The organism is Cohnella nanjingensis, from assembly GCF_014212125.1.
Lineage (GTDB): Bacteria > Bacillota > Bacilli > Paenibacillales > Paenibacillaceae > Cohnella > Cohnella nanjingensis.
Genome location: NZ_JACJVP010000062.1, coordinates 18,728 through 43,759 on the forward strand (window position 1 = coordinate 18,728; position 25,032 = coordinate 43,759).

23 protein-coding genes are annotated in these 25,032 nt (G+C 60.8%); 5 read left to right on the top strand and 18 right to left on the bottom strand.

Going from position 1 to position 25,032, the window contains the following annotated elements:
* Positions 1–51 precede the first annotated feature (51 nt).
* The 4 genes from H7C19_RS31075 to H7C19_RS31090 form a co-directional block, all read right to left on the bottom strand.
* Positions 52–3,126 carry an efflux RND transporter permease subunit gene (locus H7C19_RS31075; RefSeq protein WP_185672970.1) on the bottom strand — a complete coding sequence of 1,025 codons (3,075 nt, stop codon included), beginning with the start codon at positions 3,124–3,126 and terminating at the stop codon, positions 52–54.
* Positions 3,127–3,195: 69 nt separating this feature from the next.
* A complete protein-coding gene (locus H7C19_RS31080) occupies positions 3,196–4,572 on the bottom strand; it encodes a sensor histidine kinase (protein ID WP_246470122.1) in 1,377 nt (458 codons plus the stop codon).
* Positions 4,565–5,236 (bottom strand): response regulator transcription factor, encoded by a 672-nt coding sequence (locus H7C19_RS31085; RefSeq protein WP_281385060.1) that lies wholly within the window; start codon positions 5,234–5,236, stop codon positions 4,565–4,567. Before H7C19_RS31085 ends, H7C19_RS31080 begins: the two co-directional genes overlap by 8 nt.
* Positions 5,237–5,547: 311 nt before the next feature.
* Positions 5,548–7,602: a GxGYxYP domain-containing protein gene (locus H7C19_RS31090; protein WP_185672972.1), complete on the bottom strand. Its 2,055-nt coding sequence runs from the start codon at positions 7,600–7,602 to the stop codon at positions 5,548–5,550.
* 444 nt (positions 7,603–8,046) lie between these two features.
* Between H7C19_RS31090 and H7C19_RS31095 the strand changes: the two genes are divergently transcribed.
* On the top strand, positions 8,047–9,159 hold the full coding sequence (locus H7C19_RS31095) for an oxidoreductase (protein WP_185672973.1): 1,113 nt from the start codon (positions 8,047–8,049) through the stop codon (positions 9,157–9,159).
* Between the two features lie 280 nt (positions 9,160–9,439).
* On the opposite strand, the gene H7C19_RS31100 is transcribed toward H7C19_RS31095, so the two are convergent.
* From H7C19_RS31100 to H7C19_RS31115, 4 genes are all read right to left on the bottom strand, one after another.
* Positions 9,440–9,847: a VOC family protein gene (locus H7C19_RS31100; RefSeq protein ID WP_221469575.1), complete on the bottom strand. Its 408-nt coding sequence runs from the start codon at positions 9,845–9,847 to the stop codon at positions 9,440–9,442.
* A 60-nt stretch (positions 9,848–9,907) separates the two neighbouring features.
* On the bottom strand, positions 9,908–10,081 hold the full coding sequence (locus H7C19_RS31105; RefSeq protein ID WP_185672974.1) for a hypothetical protein: 174 nt from the start codon (positions 10,079–10,081) through the stop codon (positions 9,908–9,910).
* Positions 10,082–10,145: 64 nt separating this feature from the next.
* A complete protein-coding gene (locus H7C19_RS31110) occupies positions 10,146–11,057 on the bottom strand; it encodes a helix-turn-helix transcriptional regulator (RefSeq protein WP_185672975.1) in 912 nt (303 codons plus the stop codon).
* A gap of 150 nt (positions 11,058–11,207) precedes the next feature.
* Entirely contained in the window at positions 11,208–12,131 is a 924-nt protein-coding gene (locus H7C19_RS31115; RefSeq protein ID WP_185672976.1) for an NADP-dependent oxidoreductase, read from the bottom strand.
* A gap of 116 nt (positions 12,132–12,247) precedes the next feature.
* Between H7C19_RS31115 and H7C19_RS31120 the strand changes: the two genes are divergently transcribed.
* On the top strand, positions 12,248–13,162 hold the full coding sequence (locus tag H7C19_RS31120) for a LysR family transcriptional regulator (protein ID WP_185672977.1): 915 nt from the start codon (positions 12,248–12,250) through the stop codon (positions 13,160–13,162).
* A 149-nt stretch (positions 13,163–13,311) separates the two neighbouring features.
* On the opposite strand, the gene H7C19_RS31125 is transcribed toward H7C19_RS31120, so the two are convergent.
* From H7C19_RS31125 to H7C19_RS31160, 8 genes are all read right to left on the bottom strand, one after another.
* Positions 13,312–13,680 (bottom strand): hypothetical protein, encoded by a 369-nt coding sequence (locus tag H7C19_RS31125; protein WP_185672978.1) that lies wholly within the window; start codon positions 13,678–13,680, stop codon positions 13,312–13,314.
* Between the two features lie 97 nt (positions 13,681–13,777).
* Positions 13,778–15,865: a PBP1A family penicillin-binding protein gene (locus tag H7C19_RS31130; RefSeq protein ID WP_221469576.1), complete on the bottom strand. Its 2,088-nt coding sequence runs from the start codon at positions 15,863–15,865 to the stop codon at positions 13,778–13,780.
* Between the two features lie 235 nt (positions 15,866–16,100).
* Positions 16,101–16,535 (bottom strand): TIR domain-containing protein, encoded by a 435-nt coding sequence (locus tag H7C19_RS31135; RefSeq protein WP_185672980.1) that lies wholly within the window; start codon positions 16,533–16,535, stop codon positions 16,101–16,103.
* Between the two features lie 22 nt (positions 16,536–16,557).
* Positions 16,558–17,223, bottom strand: a complete 666-nt coding sequence (locus H7C19_RS31140) for an ABC transporter permease (protein WP_246470123.1) — start codon at positions 17,221–17,223, stop codon at positions 16,558–16,560.
* An 18-nt stretch (positions 17,224–17,241) separates the two neighbouring features.
* On the bottom strand, positions 17,242–18,156 hold the full coding sequence (locus H7C19_RS31145; protein ID WP_185672981.1) for a glycine betaine ABC transporter substrate-binding protein: 915 nt from the start codon (positions 18,154–18,156) through the stop codon (positions 17,242–17,244).
* A 94-nt stretch (positions 18,157–18,250) separates the two neighbouring features.
* Positions 18,251–18,934 (bottom strand): ABC transporter permease, encoded by a 684-nt coding sequence (locus H7C19_RS31150; RefSeq protein ID WP_185672982.1) that lies wholly within the window; start codon positions 18,932–18,934, stop codon positions 18,251–18,253.
* Complete coding sequence (locus tag H7C19_RS31155) at positions 18,921–20,081, bottom strand: ABC transporter ATP-binding protein (RefSeq protein ID WP_185672983.1); 1,161 nt, start codon at positions 20,079–20,081, stop codon at positions 18,921–18,923. Before H7C19_RS31155 ends, H7C19_RS31150 begins: the two co-directional genes overlap by 14 nt.
* Positions 20,082–20,274: 193 nt before the next feature.
* Entirely contained in the window at positions 20,275–20,910 is a 636-nt protein-coding gene (locus H7C19_RS31160) for a TrkA C-terminal domain-containing protein (RefSeq protein ID WP_185672984.1), read from the bottom strand.
* A 223-nt stretch (positions 20,911–21,133) separates the two neighbouring features.
* On the opposite strand from H7C19_RS31160, the gene H7C19_RS31165 reads away from it, so the two are divergent.
* Positions 21,134–21,388: an EamA family transporter gene (locus H7C19_RS31165; RefSeq protein WP_185672985.1), complete on the top strand. Its 255-nt coding sequence runs from the start codon at positions 21,134–21,136 to the stop codon at positions 21,386–21,388.
* Here H7C19_RS31165 and H7C19_RS31170 read toward each other — a convergent pair.
* Positions 21,329–22,069 (bottom strand): SDR family NAD(P)-dependent oxidoreductase, encoded by a 741-nt coding sequence (locus tag H7C19_RS31170; RefSeq protein ID WP_185672986.1) that lies wholly within the window; start codon positions 22,067–22,069, stop codon positions 21,329–21,331. The two genes, H7C19_RS31165 and H7C19_RS31170, sit on opposite strands and share 60 nt — an antisense overlap.
* A gap of 124 nt (positions 22,070–22,193) precedes the next feature.
* Here H7C19_RS31170 and H7C19_RS31175 point away from each other — a divergent pair, with 124 nt between their 5' ends.
* Positions 22,194–23,087: a LysR family transcriptional regulator gene (locus H7C19_RS31175; protein WP_185672994.1), complete on the top strand. Its 894-nt coding sequence runs from the start codon at positions 22,194–22,196 to the stop codon at positions 23,085–23,087.
* Positions 23,088–23,243: 156 nt separating this feature from the next.
* On the opposite strand, the gene H7C19_RS31180 is transcribed toward H7C19_RS31175, so the two are convergent.
* Positions 23,244–23,981, bottom strand: coding sequence for an RNA polymerase sigma factor (locus H7C19_RS31180; protein ID WP_246470124.1), 738 nt, complete (start codon positions 23,979–23,981; stop codon positions 23,244–23,246).
* Positions 23,982–24,152: 171 nt separating this feature from the next.
* Between H7C19_RS31180 and H7C19_RS31185 the strand changes: the two genes are divergently transcribed.
* A complete protein-coding gene (locus H7C19_RS31185) occupies positions 24,153–24,737 on the top strand; it encodes an ATP-dependent Clp protease proteolytic subunit (protein WP_185672987.1) in 585 nt (194 codons plus the stop codon).
* The last annotated feature ends 295 nt before the right edge of the window (positions 24,738–25,032 follow it).

Sequence of the window (25,032 nt, forward strand, 5' to 3'; positions counted from 1 at the left end):
GCAGACGCCGGCTCCGCGCCTGAGCCTTGCAAGCGACGACGTTCATGGACGTTAGAAATTCTCCGCCTCGCGCACTTTGCGCTTTTTCCAAGCCATCTCGTAGATGGCCGGGACGACGATCAAGGTGAGCAGCGTCGAAGTGAACAATCCGCCGATCACGGTAATCGCCAGCCCGCCGGAGATGAGGCTGGTCGAGGAACCCGACAGCGCGAGCGGCACCAACGCCAGCATCGTCGCGAATGCCGTCATCAGGATCGGTCTCAGGCGGGTCGCCGACGCCTCGACGATCGCGTCGGTGATGGCCATGCCGGCTTTGCGGTTCTTCTCTACGCGATCGAGCAGCACGACGGCGTTCGTCACGACGATGCCGACCAGCATCAGCATGCCGATCATCGCGCTCATCGACAGCGCCTGGCCGGAGACGAGCAGCGCGCCGAGCGACCCGACCGGGATAAAGACGAGCGAGGACAGAATGATCAGCGGCGTGACCAATCCGCCGAACGTCATGCTCATGACGAGAAAGACGAGGCCGACCGCCGCGGCCATGGCGATGCCGATGCTCGCAAAGCCGTCATTGATCATCTTGAGCCCGCCGCCGAACGCCAGCTCCACGCCGGACGGCAGCGCCAGCCCGCGGATGTCGGCTTCGACCGCCTTCGTCACCGCAGCCGTATCGTTGCCCTTGATGCTGGCGCTGATCTTGGCGTACATTCGGCCGTCATCATGCTGGACCGTGACCAGCGCATTCTGAACGTCGACGGTCGCGATCTCCTTCAGCTTCATCCATCCGGACGCCGTCGGAATCGCGATGTCTTCGAGTTCCTCCCGCGATCCGATCCGCTGCGCGTAAGACAGCGTAACGTCCCGCTTCGCATTGTCCAGCGTATACGTTCCCGCGTCGACCGGCTTCAACCGCTCGTTCACGGCTTGCATTACCGCATAAGCGTTGACGCCCGCGTCCAGCCCCTTCTGGTTCAGCGTCAGCACCCACTTGGGCGAGACGTCGTTCATGTTGTTGGCGATCTCCTTCAGGTCGGTGCGCGTCATCATCAGTTCCTCGATCTGTTGGGCGGCGCGGGACAGGTCGGCCGCATTGTTGGAATAGAGGCTGACGTCGATGCCGCTGCCGTTCGGCAAGCCTTGCTGCTGGCCTTCCTTGACCTTCACGGTAGCTCCTTCGGCTTCGGCTGCGACCAGCGAAGGCAGCTCCGCATTCGCCTTGTCGATCAGCTTGTCCATGTCCGCGCTCTTCGCGAATTGGACGCTTACGCTCGCTTTGTTGCTCTCCGCGACGTTCGCGAACCGTTTGCCCGAAGCGCCGCCGACGGTCACCTGAACATTCGTCACGTCTCCGAGGCTCTGCACGTAAGCTTCGACCTTCCCGGCGGCCTTGTTCGTCTGCTCCAGGGAGCTCTTGGCGGGGAGCGATACTTCGATAGACGCCGTCGGGACGGTATCCGCGGGCAGAAACGCTACGCCGAGCAGCGGAATGGTGCCAAGCGATGCCGCGAGGAGCGCAATCGCCGCGCCGAGCACGATCGCCTTGCGCTTCAGCGCGCCGCGGATGAGCTTCTCGTAGCCGCGCGCCAGCATCCCTCCGCCTTCCTTGTGAGGCTTGACGCGATTGAAGAACTTGGCGCCGAGCACCGGAATGAGCATCACGGCGACGAGCAAGGAAGAGACGATCGAGATGACGACGGCGAGCGAGAACGGGCGGAAGAACTCCCCGATCACGCCGCTCACGAACGCCAGAGGGGCGAAGACGACGACGGTCGCGATCGTCGAGGACGCCACGGCGCCGATGACCTCCTTGGTCGCTTTGTAGGCCAGCTCCTTGCCCTTCAGCTCGTTGCCCTTCTCTTGCTTCCACCGGAAAATATTCTCGATCACGACGATGCTGTCGTCCACGATCCGGCCGATCGAGACGGCGATGCCGCCTAGCGTCATGATGTTCAGCGTGTAGCCCATCTGGTTCATGATCGCGATCGTGGCGAAGATCGAGAGTGGCAGCGAGAGGATCGAGATCAGCGTGGCCCTGACGTTGCGCAGGAACAGGAAGATGATGACGACGCAGAACAAGGCGCCGAAGAGCCCTTCCCGCACGAGCGACGAGACGGACTCCTCGATCGCCTTGCCTTGGTCCTCTATGACATGCAGATCGAGCTCGCCTTTGTCCTGATAGCCTTTCAGGACGTCCTTGACTTCGTTCGCCACGTCGGCCGTATTGGCATCCTGATTTTTGACGACGCCGAGGACATAGCTGGGCTTCCCGTTAAACCGGGTCATCTCCTCTTGTGACGACACGGTGGCGACGGATGCGATATCCGACAATTTGACCTTGACGGCCGCCGCCCCGCCCCTTTGCTGCCCCGGGCCGCCCGCGGCGCTGCCGATCTCCAGGTTCTCGATCTGCGCGAGCGTATGGACGCTGCCGACCAGGCGCACGGGAATCGTCGCCTCCTCCTGGCTGACATTGCCTAGCGGCAGCGCGTAATCAAGCGACTGGATGGCGCTCTGAATCGCGCTTAACGAGATGCCGTTGCGGCTCGCCTTGTCCTTGTCGACGACAATGTTCAGCCGCTCGGAGGAAGTCCCGTCCAGCGTCACGGAGCTGACGCCGCTCAGCTTCTGCAGCTTGGGGACGATCTCGGTCGCCAGCTTCGCCGCCAGCGCCTCGGAATCGGCGCCCTCCGCTCCCGTGTAGACGGCCGCTTGATAGACCGGGATCGATCCGGCCGACAGCCGTTGGACGGACAAGTTGGCCTTGTCCGGCAGCTTCAGCTTGGACAGCGCCGATTCGATGTCCGCCGCCTTCTTTTCCATATCCGTGCCGAACGGGAATTGGATGAAGACGCTGGCCGCATTTTCCGAAGAAGTGCTGGTCAACGAATCGTAGCCTTTGAAGCTCTTCAGGCTGTCTTCGATCGGCTTCGTGAGGCCGGTCTCGATCTCCTCCGTCGAAGCGCCCGGGTTCATCGCCTGGACGAACACGGCCGGAAGCTCGATATCGGGAAAGGTCTGCTGCTTGATCTGGGTGGCGGAATAGAAGCCGTACCCGAGCACGAGGATGCACAGGATGACGACGGCCACCCCGTTTTTCAAGCTGATCTTGCTTAGCGCGTTCATGTCGCTTCTCTCCTCTCTTTGTCTGAGAGGAGTATAGAACCCGAATTTGTCGCCATTGTGAACCGGGGGTTACAATTCGTCCGACGTCTCCGTCCGGAACGATACCGTGAAGGTCGTCCCTTCCCCCGGCCGGCTCGCCACCCGGATGTCTCCATGGTGGAGATCGACGATCCGCTTGACGATCGACAGGCCGATCCCGTTGCCCGGGACGGTCCTCGCGCGGGACGGATCCACCTTGTAGAACGGCCGGAAGATAAGGTCCCATTCGCTCTCCGGGATGCCCGCGCCGTTATCGCGAACGGACACGGTCGCCGTATCCCCTCTTCTAATGGCGGTCAATTGGATCTCGCCGCCCGTCTCCGAGAACTTGATCGCGTTGCCGAGCAGATTGCTCCACAATTGAAAGAGCTTGTCTTCGTCCGCGACCACGTCGATCTCCTCGAGCGCAAGCGCGATACGAATTTCCTTGGGCGCCCATTGCGGTTCCAGCGCGATGACGGCTTTTCTCAGCTGCTCGTCCAACCGATAGGCTTGCCTGTTCAACTGCAAGTGCTCGTATTCCAGCGAGGAGAGCTGCAGCAGATCTTCCCCGAGCCGGGACAGCCGCTCCGTCTCTTCTTCGATGATGCCGAGCAACCTGAGCCGCGAAGCCTCGTCCATCTTTTTGTGCTTCAACGCCTGGGTGAACCCTTTGATCGAAGTGAGCGGAGATTGGATCTCGTGCGACACGTTGGAGACGAACTGCTGCCGGATCCGTTCGAGCGTCCCGAGCTCCTGCGCCATTGCGTTGAAGCTGCGCGTCAATTGACCGATCTCGTCCTTGCGTTTCGTCCGCATCTCGATGCGGAAGTCGCCCTTGCTCATGCGCCGGGTCGCGCTCGTCAGCCGCTTCAGCGGCCGGACGATGAATTGCGCCGCGACCAGAATGAACAAGCTGCCGAAGAACATCACGAGCAGCAGCGCGATCTGGATAAAGCGGGCGACCAGCTTCAAGAACGGTCCAAGCGACGGCGCGAGGAATAAGGCGAACTTCTCCTGCCCGATCTGGAACGGCAGTCCGACGATCATGGATTGGGGCCCATGCGGGTTTTGGTTGCGGTACAGCCCTCCCTTTAGCACAAATTCGATCGCCTCATCATTGAGCGAGATGTACTTGTTGCCCGTTAAGACATCGCTGTGCAGCAGTTTGCCGTCCGGTCCGTAGATATTGACGGCATTGGAAGCGGACACGGCGGCAATGCCCTTGACCAGCATCTCCGAATGGGACGGATACGAGTCGATATACGATTCGATAATCTCTTTGCCGTTCTTGATCAGGTTGTCTTGAACGTAGCTTCTGATCTGATTCTCGTACAGCCGATTGATCAGGATCAACGAGAGGAACAGGCTGACCAGCACCGCCCCGAGAAAAGTCAGAACGACCCGCGCATAAAGCGACTTAATCATGGTTCGCCTCAAGCCGGTAGCCTAGCCCGCGCAGCGTGACGATCTTGAAGTCCGAGGCGTAATCGGCGAACCGCTCGCGCAGCCGCTTGATATGCGTATCTACCGTCCGCTCGTCGCCGTCGTAATCGAAGCCCCATATTTTCTGAATGAGCATATCCCTCGTGAACAGCTGTCCCGGATAACTGGCGAGCGTGTAGAGCAGCTCGAACTCCTTCATCGGCAGCGTCGCCGTCTGGCCCGAATCCGCGAATTCCACCTGATAGCTCTTCCGGTCGAGCACGACGCTCCCGAGCCGGACGGACTGCGACATCGAGATCCGGTATCGCTTCAGCAGCGCCTTCACCCGCATGACCATCTCCATCGGGTCGAAGGGCTTCACGAGATAGTCGTCCGTCCCGAGCCGGAAGCCCTTGATTCGCTCCGCCGGCTCGCTCTTCGCGGTGATGATCAGTATCGGCTTGTCCCCCGATTCCCGCAGCTTGACGCACAGCTCCCAACCATCCATCTCCGGCATCATCACGTCGAGGACGACCAGATCGATCGGGAACTTCTGCAAGTATTCCCACGCCGATTTGCCGTTCTGCTGCTCCACGACGTCCATGCCCTCATCCTCCAGATAGAGCCGGACCAGCTCGCGAATATGCGCTTCGTCATCCACGACCATCACGGTAGTCGTCAAGTCGGCGCCCCCTTTCCCTCTCTTCAATGCTTGATCTCTCATCCTTCAATCGTATCCTAACCATTTGTACGGGATGTGAACGCGGCATTACAAGTCGCGCACTTTGGCGCTGACCTGATCCTGCTCCCAATCTGGCGGTCGTACCCGATCTTGCCATTCCCCTATTCTAGATATCCCCGATTATAGAGGACCCGGCTAACCGCGTCCATGAAGATCGCCGCGCACGCCAAGAACCTCCGGCGGACGGCCGGAGGTTCTTGAGAGTCGTTTGTTGGCGCGGATGGGGCATGCGGAAGCTAACGAATGCCGTTGGCTTGGCGGATCAGCGAGAAATAGGCGTCGGCCAAGACGACTTGATAGTCCGGACCGAGCGTATCGGCGATCGCGGCGACGTCCGATGGGGTCATGTTCCAGGCGAGCAGGCCGAGTGAGACGAACAGCGGCGACTTCCCGTCCCAGCCCGCCCGGGCGTCGGCCAGAATCTTCTTGCCGTCCTCGGCCGTGCTGATGCCTTGGATCGTCGAGATCGGGAGATTGCCGCCGGCGATCTCGACGCCGTAACGGCCCTCCCAGCTGAGGAACAGCCCAGGCGCATGATATTCGCGCGCATAGGCGGCGGCCTTCGAGGCGCTGAGCGGCACGTTATCGCCATCCACGCGGTTGAGCACGTAAGGCACGGTCATGCCGGTCTTCTCCAGATACTTGTAGCTCGACTTCAGGAAGTCCGCGAAGGAGGCTTCGGGCCACGCTTCCGGGTAGAAGTATCCGGCGCCCGACGGTCCCGCGATGAGCTGATCGTTCGCCGTCGCCGTCTGCTGGTAGTATCCCAGCATGGCCGGCGCCCCGTCGTACAGCAGCGGGCTCGAGGTCCAGTTGATCGGCACCTTGCCGCGGTTCGAATCATCCCAGAGGTTGCGCATCCGGTGCTGATTGTACTGGAAGTTGTCGCCCTCGCTGAAGGTGAAGGTCACGTAGATCTTGTTCGCCAGCTTCGGCTTCGGGGACGGGCGGTTCTTCGCCTCTTCGGCCTTCGTTCCCGAGAAGACGGTCAGGTTGCTGAACCAGTCCGCCGCCAGCACGTAGACGCCGTGATTCGACGTGATCTCGACCGAGCTGAACTCCCCTTCGACGTCATTGCTGAACCAGCCCAGATACGGAGTGCCCGGCTTGACGTCGGAGAGGATCTTCTCGAAGAGCGCCTTCTGCGCCGGCACGTTCGCGTCCAACCAGAAGACCATGGCCCGATTCGCGACGGCATAGTCGCGGAGGTAGCCGTAAGGCTCCTTCTGCTCGGAGGAAGGCGGCTCGACGTTGCCGGCCGAGACTTTGTACTGGTTCCACATATTGACGGACGCGGTCAGCTTCTTGGTGCCGGCAGGCGGAACGAACTTATAGACGAAGTACCGTCCGTTGTCCGCGAAGCGATGTCCGCCTTGGCCGCTCGACACCTGAGAGCTCTGGCGGTCGTAGAGGAAGGGCTCCTCTTCGGGCGTGCCCGGGATGAACTGCGCGATCGTCGCGCCGTCCGCCTGCACCGTCACCTCGTGAACGGCCGGACCCCAGCCGTCCTGCGGGAAGGCGTCGTCGAAGCGAAGATAGACGGCGTCTTTGCCCAGGAAGTCGGTCAAGTCCAATTCGTAAGTCATCTTGTTCTTGCCGTCCCGCTCCTGCGTCTTCTCTTCGGCGATCGTCCGGAACGATTCCGGCATGCCCGGCGGCAGCTTGATCGACGTGTCCGGACTTAGGCCGACGAGCATCCGGTGCGTCGTCTGAGACCAGAGATTCTCGTATTGCCACGTATAGGCGTCGAGCCGGTCTTTGAACTTGCCCCGCAGATCGTCGAGCACTTTCAGGCTATAGGGTGCTTCCTTCAAGCGCTCCGCGAGCGCGGGGCTCGCGACGACGGCGTCCTTCAAGCCGGCCAGCGTCGTCGCCACGTTGATGGAGTCCGGGACGTGCGGGTCGTAGACGACGATGCCCTTCACTTCGCCCTTGTAGGCGTGAACGAGTTCCCAAGCGTCGGCATGCAGCTGATAAGGAACATCCAGGTTGTTGAGCCAGGTCGTCTTGCCTTCTTCCTCGCTCTCCAGCAAGTAGATGCGCGGCTCCGTCCGGTTCACGACGCCCTGCAAGGTGGCGAGCAGCAGCTTCACATCCCCGGGAGCGTCCACGATGTCCGCGACATCCAGCCGCTTCGCCTTAGCGAAGCTTGGAAGCGCTTGCTTTTCCGGCCAGTTGATCGTCTCCTTCGGCTTCTTCGCCGCCTGAACGTCTTCGGCAGCCGAAGCGCCGACGGAGAAGGATAATGCGCAGAGCAGCGCCAATCCCGCTGCCAACCCTTTTCGTATCATGCGATACACTCCTCGTCTCTCATTTGGTTGATACGGCCCAAGTAAAAACGACTTTGCCGTCTTCTCGGAAGAGGGCAACACGTTTTTATCGGAGACATATCAGCAAAGTAGGGGTGAAACTTATACTCTCTGATACGTGAGCGATCTCCTACCCGCGTCCCCGCGGAAAGCTTCCCGAACTCCCTCCTCCCGTTCCAACTGCGGGCGAGGCGATAACTGCCCCGTCACGATATATTTAATATATTCATATAGGTTTTTCAATACATTCGACAAAACTTCTTAGAAAAAGACAGCCGCAAAGGCCGATTTTCCCGGCGGGTAGGTCCAACCGACTGGACCTAGTCCAACGCTTTTGCGTTCTTACTTCTTCCTTTTCCCCGTTCTATAATGACAACTACCCCCTCCGATCCAGATATCGGAGCAGAGAAAAGGAGATAACCGGATATGAGACACAACGCGCAAACACTGCTCCAACCTTATGAATTGCCTGGCGGCCTGAAGCTCGACAACCGGATCGTCATGGCGCCGATGACGCATCTGTCCTCCCATGCCGACGGTACGATCTCGGACGCCGAGCTCGATTACTACGCCCTCCGTGCTGCGGGACCCGGCATGGTCATCACCGCCGCTACTTGGGTACTCCCGAACGGCGGATTGCCGGGCGGTCCCGGCGCCGATGACGACGACAAGATCCCCGGGCTGCGCCGGCTCGCCGCCGCCATTCAAGATCGAGGCGCCAAAGCGGTGCTTCAGTTGTTCCACAGCGGACGCCAAGCCACGAGAACGGGAGACCTGGTAGCCCCTAGCGCCATACCCGAGACGCGGGAGGGCGCCGAAACGCCCCGTCCGCTGGAGGAAGAGGAGATCGAAGGAATCATCCGCGCTTTCGGCGCAGCCGCGCGCCGGGCGATCTCGGCAGGCTTCGACGGCGTGGAGATTCACGGCGCGAACGGCAATCTGACGCATCAATTTTTCTCGCCCCATGCGAATCGGCGTCAGGATCGGTTCGGCGGAACGTTGGAGCGGCGCATGACCTTCGGGCTGTCGGTCGTCGACGAGGTGAAGCGCGTCGTTCGGGAACGCGCGAACAAGCCGTTCATCGTCGGCTTCCGCCTCTCCCCGGAGGAGCGGGAGACGCCCGGCATCACGATGGACGACGCGCTGGCGTTCGCGGACGAACTCGCCGCCCGCGGCCTCGATTATCTGCACGTTTCCTTGATGGACTTCCGGAATCCGCCGCGCAGCGGCTCGGGGGACGGCCGATCCCGACTCGCCATTCTGCAGGAGCGCGTCGGCCAACGGGTGCCGCTCATCGGCGTCGGCGCCGTTCGCACGGCCGAGGATGCGCAGGGCGCGATGGAGATCGGCATCCCGCTCCTGGCGCTCGGCCGCGAGCTGCTCCTGGAGCCGGATTGGGCGAACAAAGTCCGCGATGGACGCAGCGGAGAGATCCGGACGTCCTTAACGGCGTCCGACCGGGAGCGTCTCGGCATCCCCGAACCGATGTGGCGGCTCCTCCGCAGCATCCCGGGCTGGATGCCGTTCGAAGACGAATGAAGCGCCGCGCCCGCGAGAGGCACGACGCTCCGCATCAACCTGTTTGCCGCTCCGACAGACCGCTCTCGATCCATAGCACGCCGCTAAGACGTGCAAGCTGTCAGACAGGTTCATGCGCATTTTCGCTTGCGCATCGTTCATGCGGGACATCAAAGCCTAAAGCGGAAGCTTGAGCCGGGTCGGCGAGACAGGACCGGCGCGAACGCATTCGCGGATCGAAAAAAAGCGTCTCCTCCCCGCTGCACGGGGAAGAGACGCTTTGCGCCGCACTCGGCGTCCGCTATTCCTTTTTCCCCGAACCGAACGCGATGGCGTAGCCGTCGGGATCCGCGATCGCGAATTCCTTCCAAACGCCCCAATCGGCTTCGGTGACGCTAGGCGTCTGAATAATCCTAGCCCCCCTCTCCGCCAGCGTCCGGTAGAGCGCATCCAGCTCGCTATGCGTATCGACATAGGCATAAGTATCCCACGGCACGCTCTGCCCCTTGCCCGGCCGATTCGGAGAGACGTCCTCCGGCCGATCGGCCTGCATCAACTTGAACCCGAGCGCGAAGTCGTCCCGTACCGCCCACCAATCCGTCACCTCGCAGCCTAAGACGTCCCGATAATACGCTTGGGCGCGCGCCAGATCCGCGACCAGCCTGACTTGAACCGAGAAAGCCACTTGCTCAATGCTTCCAACCTCCAACGCCGTAATCTTGCCTGGAGTTAGATTCGCTGCGCGGCATTTTTTCCTGTTAAAAATTCGCTAAAACATTCGTCCCAGCCACATGGCGAGCGTCAACCGTCCGCCGCGTGCGGACGCATTCTTCCCCGTCCTACCAGGCATCCACTTCCAAGCTTCCCTGTTCCAGATCTCGATCTCGCGCCGATGCGCGCGCACCTGTTCCTCGAGAATGTGATGATGGAAAATCATTGTCATGATTCTGCCCCTCTCATACGAACGAATGCTCTCATTATAAAAAAAGAAGTATGACAGCTGGCTGTCATACTTCTTCATATCGCGCGCGCAATTTTTCGATCTTGTCCCGAATCTCCTGTCTCATCCATGCCGGTTCTTCAACGTAGGCATCCCCGCCGAAGCTGAGCACCGTGGACACGAGCCAGTCGACGTCCGTCGGATTCACGATCCGAATCGTCAGCGATCCCGCTTCGTCGAAGCGTCTCTCCTCCGCGTAGAAGCAATCGAGCGCCGTCGCGACGGCGCTCGCATCGAACCGGATCACCGCGCCCGTCATGTCGCGCCCGCGCCTCAGATCCGCTCCGACGTTCATCGCCGGAGGCGCGTGGCTGCGGCAGACCTCCTCCTCCGTCGTCATCAGGTTCGTCATTCGCGATAGCTTGAACACGCGATAATCCTCGCGCGTCCTGCAATAGCCGTGCAAGTACCAGGAGTAGTACTTGAACTGCAGATTGAAGGGCTCAACGACGCGTTCGACGTGGGCATTCTTCGCGTTAATGTACCCGAAGCGCACGACGCGCCTGTCCGTAATCGCCGTCCGAAGCTCGTGGAGGAGCGCATTGTTCATGCGCCAGCTGCCCAAGTCCAGGTTCAGGCTAGGTATCCGTTCTACGGGTTGGACGGTGCGCAGCCGGTGCAGCGTATCCTCCGCCCGGTCGTCCTTGAACACGGTGGCCGTGCTGTGAAGCAAGGTGATGAGGCTGTTCACGTCATCGGCGCCCAGCAAGCTGCGATCCATCTTGTATTCCTTGATGATGCCGAATCCGCCGTTCACGCCTTGATAGGAGACGACCGGAATGCCGGCCGCGCCGATCGCTTCGATATCGCGGTAGATCGTCCGCGGCGAGACTTGGTACTTCTCCGCCAGCTCCGTCGCGGATACCACTTCCTGATTCAACAGCGCATATGTAATCGAGATAAGTCGCTCCAGCTTCACCGCATCACCGCCATGGGAACATTCGATCTCCTTTATTATACGAAGGATCGCGTTCCGAAGCGATACCCCGCGCCGGATTTATTCGGATCGGCTTAGAACGCGCGCAGACCGGCAGACCCGGAGCGGGCATGCGTCCGTTCGAGGGGAAGTTCAATCCTTGCGATCGTCGACCCGCAACACGACCTTTCCTTGTCCGTGCCCGACTTCGACTTCCCGATGCGCTTCGGCGGCCCGGTCCAGCGGATAGATCGAGCGGACATGAATCCGAAGCGCCCCCCGCTCGTAGAGATCGGCCAATGCCGCGAGGCGCTTCCCGGAGCGTTGGCTGCGGATGGCGCGGATGCCCAGCTCTTCCGTCAGGTCGAACCCGGCGATCGTGCCGACGCGGTTCGGATCCCGCACCATCGCCGCAGCCGCCCGCAGCCCCTCGCCTCCAGCCGTATCGAACGCGGAGTCGATGCCGTTCGGGGCTAGCGCCCGGACGCGCGCCTCCAGTCCGTCTCCGTAGACGACCGGGATCGCCCCGAGCGAACGCAGATAGTCCTGGTTCGCCGCGCTCGCCGTGCCGATGACGGTCGCGCCGAGCCGCTTCGCCAATTGCACCGCCACCGTCCCGACGCCGCCCGCCGCGCCGTTGATCAGCACGGTGTCTCCCGGGCCGATCCGCAGCTCGTCCATCGCCGTATGCGCGGTCTGTCCGGAAGCCGAGAGGCTGCCCGCGACCTCCCACGGCATGCCGGGCGGTTTGGCGACGATCTGGTCGGCCGGAGCCACGACATACTCGGCATACGCGTATTGCATCCGATAGCCCAGCACCTCGGCGCCGACTTTCCAAGCCGCGACGTCCGGTCCCACCTGGTCGATGACGCCTGCGAATTCGTTGCCCGGCACGTGCGGTAGCGTCACCGTCGCGCCCGGCGGCATCCATCCCTTCCGAACCGAGCAATCCGCCGGCTGCACGCCGGCCGTCTTCACGCGGACCCGTACTTCTCCCGCCCCGGCCTGCGGGGTCTTCACTTCCATCAGTTCAAGAACGTCAGGCGGACCGTAACGATCGAATCCGGCTGCTCTCATTCTAACTCCCCCTATTTGACTGCCTTAGCCGTATTGTATAAGGTTTGATTAATAATAAAAAATAGATCTTGAACCATATCATACATTCCATACGGTATATGAATGGAGGAACGAGGATGGAATTGCTGCAGCTGCAATATTTCCGTACGGTCGCCAGACTCGAGCATATGACCCAAGCCGCACAGGCGCTTCGAATCGCGCAGCCCGCGCTCAGCAAGACGATCGCCAGGCTAGAGGAGGACTTGGGCGTCCCGCTGTTCGATCGCCAAGGCCGCCAGATCAGGCTCAACGCCTTCGGGCGGGCCTTCCTCGCGCGCACGGAGACGGCGCTATCCGCGCTGGAAGAAGGGCGCCGGGAGCTGACCGATCTCGCGGGCATCACCCGGGGGAGACTGCATATCGCGACACCGACCTTGAACCGGCTGTCCGCGGCGCTGACCGCCTATCGCGAGCTGTATCCCGAAGTGAGCTTGCGCGTGACGCAAGTCCCGACGGAGGAGATGGTCCGGTTGCTGGAGAGCGGCGAGGCGGACTTCGGCTTCTCCTCGCTCCCGTTCAACCGGCCGGGAATCCGCGAGCTGCCCGTACTGCGGGAGGAGGTCTGCTTGGCCGTACCCGCCGGGCATCGCTGGGCGGATCGCCCCGGCATCGCGTTGGCCGAGACGGCCGGCGAACCTTTCATCGGGTATACGGAGGACAATCCGTTCCGGCAGCGGGACGACGCGCTGTTCCGACAGGCGGGCATGGTCCCCAAGTACGCTTGCGAGGTGAGCGAGCCGGCCGCCAAGACGAGCCTCATCCGCGCCGGACTCGGCATCGGATTCGCGGGCGCCTGCAATCGGGACCGGACCGACCCGCCGCCTTCGCTGTCGATGCTGCGCATCAGCGATCCCGTCTGCCAAGGCTCGTTCCAATTGGCTTGGCACGAACGGCATTACATGTCCAAGGCCGCGGAGGCGTTCCGGGATTTCCTCGTGAAGTTCATAGCCGACGAGACGGACAGCAAAAGACCGTTAGCCGGCGCCGGCTAACGGTCTTTTTTGGCTTGCTCCCTGGAGCCGTTGGTCTATTCGCCCGGCGGCGCCGCGACGGAGAAGCGCCAGTCCGGGACTCTCTCGAAGCCTCGCTTTTGCACGAACCAAACTGCAGCTAGTCCCCGAAATCTCCAACGGGCGTCTCGTCATTCAATATTTTTCCAACATTTTCGCAACAGGACAAATACGACATAGTAATTAATGGCATTAACCAAACCGGAAATCGCAAAGATCGTCCCGTCACTCCCGCTCAGGAGGTACAGGGGAACAAAGCCCGCGGCCAAGTGCAGCCCGAAGCGCAGCATTATCCCCCACGTACGATCGGTCCGGACCGCGAAGAAGATCAGCAGCGAGACCGGCGCGCCGAACGCGGCTGTGCCGACGAAGCAATAGAGCACGACGATGAATATCGCGGCGAGGTTGTCGAAAAAGAAAAGCGATAGGAGGAGCGCGCTCGCCAACGAAGAGATGAATACCGCGAACGCCGCCGTCCCGATCCATTTGGCCGCCGTCATCGAATCCCGCCTTCGTCCTTGATGAATCCCATGATACCGGACTTCCGGGTTTCCTGGCAGTTCTAACTTTTATGGAACCCGATACGGGCAAGCCGCGCTAATCCCGGTTATTGTCCCGGCCGAGGTTTTTACCGTCCTGCTTCGCCTTTCGTATTTCCTCCTTCTCGCGCTGCTTGTCCGCCTTTTCCTGCGCCTTTTGGCGTTTGCGCTCTTCCTTTTCCCGGTCTTTGTCTTTTTTCGACGCCTTGCCGTCGTCCTTGCCGTTCTTCCGACCGGGTGATATGCCCTGGTTCCCGTCCTTTTGGGAATCGGGTCGCTGGAACGCGGTCGCCGGCACGTCCTTCAACGCCAGGTTCATCATCTCTTTGAACAGCATCGCGGGATACTGCCCGCCGGAGGTCGTCAGATAATGCCCGGCATCCGTCTCGTCGTACCCCATCCAGACTGCGCCGGCTAGCTCGGGGGTATAGCCGGCGAACCATGCGTCCTTCGCCCCGCCCGAGATGCTGCGGAACGCCGCCGTGTCCGGCAATTGCGTCGTCCCCGTCTTGCCTGCCGTCGGCCGGTCCATGGCCGCCTTCTTGCCGGTCCCTTCTTGGACGACATCCATGAGCAGCTCCGTCATCGTATAGGCGTTCTCCGGCGATAGGACAGCCTCGGCTTGCGGCTCGGCTTCGGCCAGCGTCTCCCCGTTCGGGCCCGTGATCTTCACGATCAGATGCGCCGGCGCGAGCGTCCCGAGATTCGGGAAGACGCTATAAGCCTGCGCCATCTGCAGCGGCGACACGCCTCTGGTGAGACCGCCCAACGCTAGACCGAGATTCCGATCCGCTTCGTCGAGCGGCACGCCCAGCCGCTGCACGAACGTCTTGCCGGTCTCCAGGCCGATCTCGTTCAGCAGCCATACGGGCGGGATGTTCCAGGAGTGAATCACGGCTTCGCGCAGGGATACTTGCCCGCGCGTCCGGTGGTCCCAGTCCTGGGGTTGATACCCGTTCAGATTCAGGGGACCGTCGTACAGCATGGACGAAGGGGTATAGCCTTTTTCCAAGGCAGGGGCATACACCATGAGCGGCTTGAAGATCGAACCCGGCTGACGCTCCAGCTGCGTCGCGTGGTTGAACCCGCGATAGACGTGCTCCCCGCGCTGTCCCACGAGACCCCGCACGCCGCCCGTCGACGGATCGATCAAGACGGCGCCGCTCTGCACCTGCCGATCGGCTGCGCTCGGCGGGAATAGCGAGTCATCGGCATAAGCCGTTTCCATCGCTTCCTGCACGGTCGGGTCCAGCTGCGTGTAGATCTTCAAGTCGCCGGCGAGCAACTGGCGTTCGGTAAAGCCGTATTTTTGAATCGCCTCGTCGATAACCGCGTCGACATAAGAGGGGTATTTGCCCAGCAGGCCGTCGCCCTTCGGCTTCTGCCCCAGCACGCGCAGCGGCTCCGCCAAAGCCCCTTCGTATTCGGCGTTCGAGATGAACGCCTCATCCTTCATCAGCTTCAGCACGAGATTGCGCCGCTCCAACGCCAGCTCCTTGTTCCGATAAGGGGAGTAACGGCTGGGCGCCTTGGGCAGCGCGGCCAACAGCGCGCTCTCGGCTAGCGTCAGCTCCTTCGGTTCTTTGCCGAAGTACCGGTTGGCCGCTCGCCGAATACCCCATTGGCCTTCGCCGAAATAGATTTGATTAAGATACATCTCCAGAATCTGATCTTTGCTATACGAAGATTCGATCTTCCATGCGTAAGTCGCTTCCGTCAGCTTGCGCTTCAACGTCTTCTCGCCGGAGAGGAAGACGTTCTTCGCGAGCTGCTGCGTGATCGTACTTCCTCCCTCCGCGTTCCCGCCTTCTCTCGCATTGCGAAAAGCGGCCCGGAAGATGCCGAACGCGTCGACGCCGGTATGTTCATAGAACCGCTTGTCTTCGACGGCCACGATCGCTTCCCTCATCGCCTCCGGAATCTGATCGAGCGCGACCGGATCCGTCTTGGCGGACGTAATTCTAGAAGCCGTTTGGCCGCTGCGGTCCATCATGAGCGTCGGCGACTTCACGGGCATGGCCAGCTTGTCGATATCTAGCGATCGAATCCAATAGATCGCCGACGCGACGGCGACTGCCGACGTGAGCAGCACCCCTAACGCAAGCCAGCCTACCCATCGCGGAATGCGGCGCCGTTTCCCCCGCATTCCCTTTTCGGATTTGTTTTTCGGTTTTTGCTTCTGCGGAACCGGTTCCTGTATCCGTGCGTCCATACCTGATGTCTCCCCTTGCTGTCTGCGTTCTCTTCGTTGAATCATCTATTGTAATATAAACGCGAATTCATTTCATGCAGCAAAAGAAGGAGGACCCCCTTCCGGTCCTCCCAGACCAGGGGAAATCCTCCTTCCCGACAACCGCCGAAGCGTCGACTCGAAGCCTGCGTTAATGGATTTTAACCAGATCCTTTACGGCCTTTACGATATCCGCCGCATTCCACCCCACGATCGCGTCCGCGTTCTGCCGGACGATCATCGACGTCATCGCCGGCTCGAAGCGCTCCACCGCGATGAGCGGCTTGTTCACCTCTTCCTTGCAGGCGATGATCTCTTTGTTGATCCACTTGCTGTACAGCGGGTAGACGCCGCATAGGAGCAAGACCGCGTGGCAATGCTTCATCTTCCGCCGGATCGACTCGTAGAGCTCGCGCTCGCGGCCGGGCGCGCAGAGCGGATCTTCGCCGCTCGCCAGCGCGCCGACGAACCGGAAGCCGCTCTGCCCGCCGAGGAGCGCGCGAATATCCGCAGAAGCCCCGTCATGATGCCAAGTATGACTGAAGTACAGTTGGTACGGCGGGTTTCGTTCCTTGTTCAAGCTCACGACGTAGAACGCTCCTATATCCCTAGACTTTGGCTTGTCGGCGGCCTTGCTTCAGCTTATCCTGCAGCTTGCCAAGCACGATGTCCGCCAGAATGGCGAGCAAGGCGGCCGGGATCGCGCCCGCATAGATCTTCAGGTTGTTCCGCAGATTCAATCCGGCGTAGATCTCCCGGCCGAGCCCCTCTCCCCCGATGAGCGGCGCGAGCGTCGCCACGCCGATCGCGATGACCGCGGCGAGCCGCAGTCCCGCCATCAAGAAGGGCAAGGACAGCGGGAGCTGAACCTTGAACAGCAGCTGCCATGCGCTCATCCCGACGCCTTTGCCGGCTTCGTTCACGCCGGCATCCACTTCCTTCAGCCCGACGTACGTATTGCGAATGATCGGGAGCAGCGAGTAGAGGAACAGACTGAACACGATCGTCTTGAAGCCCAGTCCGAGCATGATCATGACCAGCGCCAGCAGAGCCAGACTTGGCAGCACCTGGATGATATTGGCCGTCGTCAGGATCCACGGCGCCAGCTTCTCGTTCTTCGCGCATACGACGCCGAGCGGAATCCCGACGAGCAAGGCAAGCCCCAGCCCGCAGAACACCATGACCAGATGCCCCCAAGTCAAGCTCAACAAATAGCCGGCATGGTCCTGCATATAGTTCAGCCAACCCATGACGCCCTGCGAATCGTTATTCATCGTTCTCACATCCCCGGTTTATTTCATCAAGCCGATCTGCTTCAGATATTCGAGCGCCACTTCATGCGGATCGCGCTTGTTTACGTCGACTTCATAATTCAGCGCGGTCATCGCTTCCGCATCGATCTTGCCGACTAGGAGCGCGATGACGTCGTTCAATTCCGGCATCTTCTCCAGCGTATCCTTGCGGATGACCGGAGAGGCGTCGTAAGGCGGGAAGAACTGCTTGTCGTCCTGCAGCGTCTGCAGATTGTACTGCTTGATGCCGGGATCCGTCGTGTACGCGAGGACGACGTCCACCTTCTTGTCGGCGACGGCTTGATAGACGAGCGAGATCTCCATCGGGAACGTGTCGCCGAACTTGAAGCCGTAGAACTTGGAGAAGGCCCGATAGCCGTCGTTGTCCCGTTCGAGCCAGGACGTGTCTACGCCCAGCTTCAGATCCTTGGCATGGGACGCGAGGTCCGACACCGTCTTCAGGCCGTACTGATCGGCCAAGTCCTTGCGGACGGTGAAGGCGTAGGTGTTCTCGAAGCCGTAGGGATCGAACCACTTGAATCCGAAGTTCTTGTCGAACCCTTCCTGCGCCTGCTTCAGCACTTCCGCGCGGTCCTTCGTATCCTCGATGTCGAAGTGCCCGTTGAAGATCTCCCCGGTGTACAGCGTGGACATCTGGATCTCGTTGCTCTTCATCGCCTTGATGACGATGGGGCTCGCGGCCAGATCGGGCAGGATCTTGACCGAGATGTCGGTGCGGTCTTCGATGAGCGTCTTGTACATCTCCGCGATGATCTTCGGCTCGGTATACGTCTGCGTCCCGATCGTCAGGGTCGACGACGAGCCGCCTCCGCTCCCTCCTTTTCCTCCGCACGCGGACAGCGCTAGCGACAACGACAGGACGGCAGTAACAGCGATATATTTTCTACTTCTCATAATTCCTCCTCAGATCATGCGAATAAGGGAATAAGGGAATAAGGAATTCATCTTCTTCAAAAATAAGTTCGATCGAAAGCGTCATCGCAGCCCGTCAAATCGTCGATACTTCCCGGGCCGTCGTCTTCGCCTTGCGGGAGAACCGCTTCTCCAGCGCGCCGAGCAGCCGGTCGGCGACCAAGGCGAGGACGATGGCCGCCAACGCTCCCGTTACGATAAGCTCCTCTTTGTTCACGCCGATCCCCGAGACGATGAGCTGTCCCAAGCCGCCCGCCCCGATCAGCGACGCGAGCGTCGTCCAACTGATGATGTAGACCGTCGTCATCCGAATGCCGGACATGATATAGGGAAACGCAAGCGGGAACTGAATGCTCAGCAGCCGTTGAACGGTCCCGTACCCCATGCCCCGCGCGGATTCGATCAGCGCCGGATCGACCGAGCTGAACCCGGCGTAAGTGTTGCGGAGGATCGGCAGGATGGCGTAGAGGAAAAGCGCGAATATCGCAGGCTTTACGCCGATGCCGAGCAGCGGAATGAGGATCGCCAGCAGGGCGAGGCTCGGCACCGTCTGGAAGACGTTGGCGATCGTAAAGATGAGCGAATGAAGCCATTTGATGCGGTTGCTCGCGAGGAACATGCCTAGCGGAATGGCGACGAGCGCGCCCAGCACGATCGCCGTCGCGGAGATGGTCAGGTGCTCCAGCGTCGCCGTGCCGATGTCCGCATAGCGCTCCCGCCAGAAATCCGCGTAGTCGACCCACCACTCATACCGCAACATGGTCTGATTCTCCCGGCCGTTCGGACGCATACATGCCGGCCATGTGGCTTACGACCGTCCCTCTGGTGATGAGTCCGACAAATTGTCGATCCTCCCGCACGACGGCCAGGTTGGACAGCTGATGCTCGCTCATGATCTGGAGCGCGGCCGAGAGCGACGTCCCGGTCTGCACGACGTGCTCGACGGGCTTCATCACGTCCGCGACCGTCTTGCTCTCTTCCCCGTACTGATCGAGCACGCGATAGATCGAGACCGAACCTTGCAGCCGGTTGTTCTTGTCTACGATCAGCAGCGAATCGACGCGGCGCTTTTCCATCATCTTCACGGCTTCGGCCAGTCCGCGCGTCGGCGAAGCCGTCGCGGGATGCTCGACCATGACTTCGTCGACGATCGGCAGTTCATCCGGCTGATGTTCGTTCGCGAGCCTTTTCTTGCCGATGAAGCTCTTCACGAAGTCGTTCGCCGGGTGGCGCAGAATCTGTTCGGGTCTGCCCGTCTGGACGATGTTCCCATCCTTCATGAGCACGATCGTGTCCCCGAGCTTGATCGCTTCGTCCATGTCATGGGTGACGAACACGATCGTCTTGCGCAGTTCCTGCTGGAGCCGGATAAGCTCGTTCTGCAGTTGCTCGCGGCTGATCGGGTCGAGCGCGCTGAACGGTTCGTCCATCAGGATGATGTCCGGGTCGGCCGCGAGCGCCCGGATGACGCCGATCCGCTGCTGCTGTCCGCCGCTAAGCTCCGACGGATACCGGCTGCGGTAGATCTCCGAATCCAAGCCGACGAGCGAGAGCAGCTCGTCGACCCGGCGGTCCGTCGCCGCGCGGTCCCATTTCAGCAGCCGCGGCACGACGCCGACGTTCTTCGCGATCGTCATGTGCGGGAACAGCCCGATGTTCTGAATGACATAGCCGATCTTCCGGCGCAGGCCGACCGGATCCGACTTCGCGATGTCCTGGCCGTCGATCCGGATCTGTCCGGCCGATGGCGCGATGAGCCGGTTGATCAGCTTCATGGTCGTCGTCTTTCCGCAACCGCTCGGACCGATCAAGACCGTGATTTCCCCTGCTTGAATGTCCAGGTTTACGCTCTTCAGCACTTCGCGTCCATCCTCGTAAGTCTTCTTCACGTCCTCGAATTGAATCAAGAGAACCACCCCTTCTTGGTACGAATTTCCTGCGTGTGGAACTTGCGACCCCTAAGTTATTGATAACTATAACAAAGGGGAGGTCAACTGACAACCTTTAAGTTATAGTAAAGTTGTATGTATGATTATGGTATTTAACAGAATAAAAGAACAAAAAAAGACTGCTTCTGCAAGCAGTCTCGTGAAAAATCTCTTAGATTGGCGGGGCTTCCGGACGTTGAATGAATTGTTCTGTACGGGCTTGAACCTGGCCGTCTCCGACCACCACGAGCACGTCCTTCTCCAACAAAATAACATGGGGTCCGGGCGAGATGGACACCTGCGTCCCCCGCCGCAAAGCGACGATCGTCGCGCCCGTATTCTGCCAGAATTGCAAGTTCGCAATCGTATTGCCGACCACGTGCGAATGCTCGGGAACTTTGATCTCGACCGGATGGTACGGCTTCAGGTTCAGCAGCCGGTCCGAGGCGTTGACGATATTCGAGAGGAGCGCTTCGAACTCCCGGTCGATCGCCTTCTTCTGGATCAGCAAACGTTGCAGGTCCTGCTTCAAGGAATAGACGGATTTGAGGTAGTTGTTGCGCGTGATGTAGTCGTAAGCGTTCTGGTCCGAGACGATGATGATCTCCTTGCCTTGCGACACGGACACGATGTTCTCGTCCTTCAGCAGGCCGATCGCCTTGCGGATCGTCTCGGGGGAGACGCGGTATTGACCGGCAAGCAGCGAGCGCCCGGAGATCTTGCTCTTCACGGGGAATTCGCCGCTGACGATTCGCTGGGCGATATCGAGCGCGATCGATTTGTAGCCGGCTGTCTCAATCTCTGGCATCTTGTTCTGCGACCCCTTATTCCCGGGTGGTTTGAATGGATGAAAATAGTTCCAACGATCATCAGCATACTCGATTTCCCATCCGAAGTAAACGGGTATCGCGCGCCCTCCGGGTTGCCCATTCCCGACCGGCAACCGCGGAATCGTCCGGACATAGGATAGAGGCGTAGATCTCCATGAACGTCCAAACGGGACGGGACGAATGCGGGAGGAGTGGAATAGCATGGTCCGGAACGCCGGATGGATCGCGCTCGTGACGCTCGTGTGGGGATATGCATGGGTGACGATGAAGGTCGGATTGGCCGATGTCCCGCCATTTCTCTTTTCCGCGATGCGGCTCGGGATCGTGGCGGTCCTGCTGCTCCTCCTCCAGCTTGCAATGAGAAAGCCCCTGCTGCCGGCGAAGCGGGTGGAATGCTCAGAGCGTCTGGCCCGCGTCCACGGTAACGATCTGGCCGGTCATCGCTTCCTGCTCTAGCGCGGCGCAGATGAAGCGAGCGATATCTTCCGGGGCAGCGATCCGCTGCAGCGGCAGATGAGGGCTGAGCCGGTTCATGCTGTCTTCCCTGCCCGCCCACCAGCGGGTGGCGACCGCGCCGGGCGCCACGCCGTTCACCCGAATCTCGGGCGCCAGGGCGCGGGCGAGAGACAGGGTCAAGGCATGCACGGCGGCTTTGGAGACGGCATAAGGCAGCGAGGAGCCGTAGCCCGTCTGTCCCGCGATGCTGCCGAGGTTCACGATGGCGCCCTGCTTGCTTCGCTTCATATAGGGCGCGACGGCGCGCGCGCAGTAGAACATCCCTTTCACGTTCACGTCATATAGCGCATCCCAGGCGTCGGCCGTCACCGCCTCCAGATCGTCCAGCGGAATATGGCGGGTGATGCTCGCATTGTTCACCAGAAGATCGACCGTTCCGAACTCGCTTGCGATCCGGTCGACCATCGCGCGAACCTCACGGTCTTCGGCGACATTCGCCTGCACCGCGATCGCGCGGCCGCCCGCTTCCCCGATCAGCCGGACCGTCTCTTCCGCTTCTGCCATGGAACGCGAATAATTCACCGCTACGATCGCTCCGCGTTCGGCCAGCGCGAAGCTCGTCGCTCTGCCGATTCCCGTCCCTCCGCCGGTGACCAAGGCGACTTTGTCCCGTACATTCATAGCGTTCTCCCCCTCCTCGTTCGTTGCAACTCCAGTTTAAATCCGCATCTTTGTTTTGTATAATTGAATAACGTGAACCCTTTATTCAAAAACACTGAACAATAACCGAAAGAGGGTGACGGTCATCGATCCGAGAACGATGAAAACGTTCCAGCTCATCGTCGAATTAGGCAGCTTCAACCGCGCGGCCGAAGCCCTCAACTACGCGCAGTCCACCGTCACGATGCAGATTCAGAAGCTGGAGTCCGAGCTGGGCGTCGCTTTGTTCGCGCGCGGCAAAACGATTGCGTTGACGGACGCCGGCCGCTGGTATTACGAACAGAGCATCCCGGTCGTCCGGCAGCTTGAAGACCTCCGTTCGCGCCTCGCCGATTTTCGAGCCGGCGAAGCCGGCCAGCTCCGCATCGGCGCCAACGAGCCGTTAGCCAGCTGCCGGCTTCCCAGCCTGCTGTCGCGGTTCCAGTCCCGCTATCCGAAGATCGACGTCTCCGTCGCGGTGGCGAACACGCCCGTGCTCAGCGAGCGCTTGCTTCGCGGAGAGCTCGATTTCGCGATCTGTTCGGCGCCGGAGCTGGGCGCGAATCTGTTCTTCGAACCGCTGTTTACGGAGACGTTCGCGCTGCTCGTACCCGAGCGTCATCCGCTGGACGGGAGAGCCGATGTGCGTCTTGCGGATCTCGCGGACCATCGCCTGCTCATTACCGCTTCGAATTGCCCTTACCGCCGGAAGCTGGAATTTCTGCTTCACCGCGCCGACCAAGCCCAGCCCGCTACGATGGAGGTCAGCAGCATGACAGCGTTGCCTTCGTATGTCGCAAGCGGACTGGGCGTGGCGCTCGTCCCTCGGATCTTGCTTGCGCCTCCGCCGTCCGGCACCCGGATCGCGGATCTGCGCGACGCAGCGATCGATCTGCCGATCGGCCTCTTGAGCCGGGTCTCGGAACATCCGCTCTTGCCGTCTGCGGCGAAGTTATACGACCATTTGAAGCAGGGATTGAAGGAAACGGTTCCGGCGTGAACCGCTAGCTCCGCCTCGCGGGCCGTAACCCGATTGTTTCGGGTTACACGGCAACGAAGCGCCAAAAAGAAAAGGATGGCCGCATCCAAGCGCGGCCATCCTTTTCTCTATTCCGAGCGGCGCACGGGCAAGAGCGTCCCGGCCGCGAATCCGACATTAAGCTGCCAGCTGCATGACCGGCCCCGCGCCGTCGCGCCGCGCGGTCGGCTCCTGTCGGCTCAGCATCCGCTGCCGGACGATACCGATCGCAACGGCCGGCGCGACGACGTCCTGCTGCGCCAGCTCGATCAACGCCGCCACGTCGCCGGAGCGATACGCCGCCGCCATCGCGCGGAGGATCGCCTTGAGTCCGTCGTCTTCCGGCGCAGGGAGCGAATCCGCCTCCAAGTCCGCTTGCACGGCGTCCAACGACCGGCGCGCGCGGTGGTGCGCGGCCTTGACCGCGCCTTCCGTCATCTTCAGCATCTCAGCCGCCTCCGCGATCGAATAGCCGAGCACGTCCCGCAGCAGGAATACCGTCCGCTGCAACGGCGATAGCCGCAGCGTCAGCGCATGCAACGCATTCTCGATCGCCAGTCCGTCTTCGTCCGAGCGGGCGGTATCCCCCCGCTTCTCCCCTTCGAGGATGCGGGTCAAATTGGCTTTTCGGCGAGATTGGTCGATCCAAGCGTTCTTCGCGATCCGCAGCAGCAGCGCCTCCGGATGGGGATGATGCCGCAGCTGCTTCGTGCCGAGCGCCTTCAGCCACGCTTCCTGCGCCAAGTCCTCCGCTTCCCAGCCGGAGCCCGTCAAGGACAGGCAATACCGCTGAACGACGTATTGCAGACGCTCCAGCTCCGCGGCCGACGTTCGCTCGGACGCTCGTTCCGCCATGGCGACAACCGTTTGGTACATTCCGCATTCTCCTTTGCGCGGCTATGCCGATAATGGTCCTTATTCCGTAAACGAACGAACGCGCCCCGAGGATACGGGGATCCGAAAAATATTTATGCTCGTATCTTACGCCGCCTTCCGTTCGTTTACAAGGGGAAAGCGAAGTACAACACCCGATTGGAGGAAACAAACATGAGCGGATATGTCCCTTACGTAGTGGAGCAGACGCGTGGCGGCGAGCGGTCTTACGATATCTATTCCCGCCTGCTCAAGGATCGAATCGTCTTCCTGGGATCGGCGATCGACACGCAGGTCGCCAACAGCATCATCGCCCAGCTGCTGTTTCTGGCGGCGGAGGATCCGGACAAAGAGATCTCGATGTACATTAACAGTCCGGGCGGCGAGACGACGGCCGGGTTCGCCATCTACGACACGATGCAGTTCGTGAAGCCCGCCGTCTCGACCATCTGTACCGGCATGGCCGCCTCCTTCGCCGCGATCCTGCTGTTGGCCGGCGAGCCCGGCAAGCGCTTCGCGCTGCCGAACAGCGAGATCATGATCCACCAGCCGCACGGCGGCGCCCAAGGGCAGGCGAGCGACATCGCGATCAGCGCCAAGCGCATCCTCGATATTCGGGCGCGGCTGAATCGGATCACCGCCGAGCGTACCGGGCAGCCTCTCGATCGCGTGGAACGGGACATGGACCGGGATTACTTCATGACCGGAGAAGAAGCCGTGGACTACGGCATCGTCGACAAAGTCATCACCACGCTCTGACCATCCTCTATTCGGCTGATCCCGGGATCGCTTCGGCGACGAAGGGGTCGGCTTTTATTTATGAAAATGGGTCTTGGCCATTATCGCTATCAGGGCTTATACACCTAATAATCGTACGGAATATTCGTCTTCATGTCGCCCGTAATTCATCGGCCGGGACCTGTCCGGCGGTGCTTGTCGGTGGTGCTCGCCGTGGTGCGTCGTGGCGCTTGATGGTGGTGCCTTGATGGTGGTGCGTCGTGGTGCTTGATGGTGGTGCCTTGATGGTGGTGCCTGATGGTGGTGCCTGATGGTG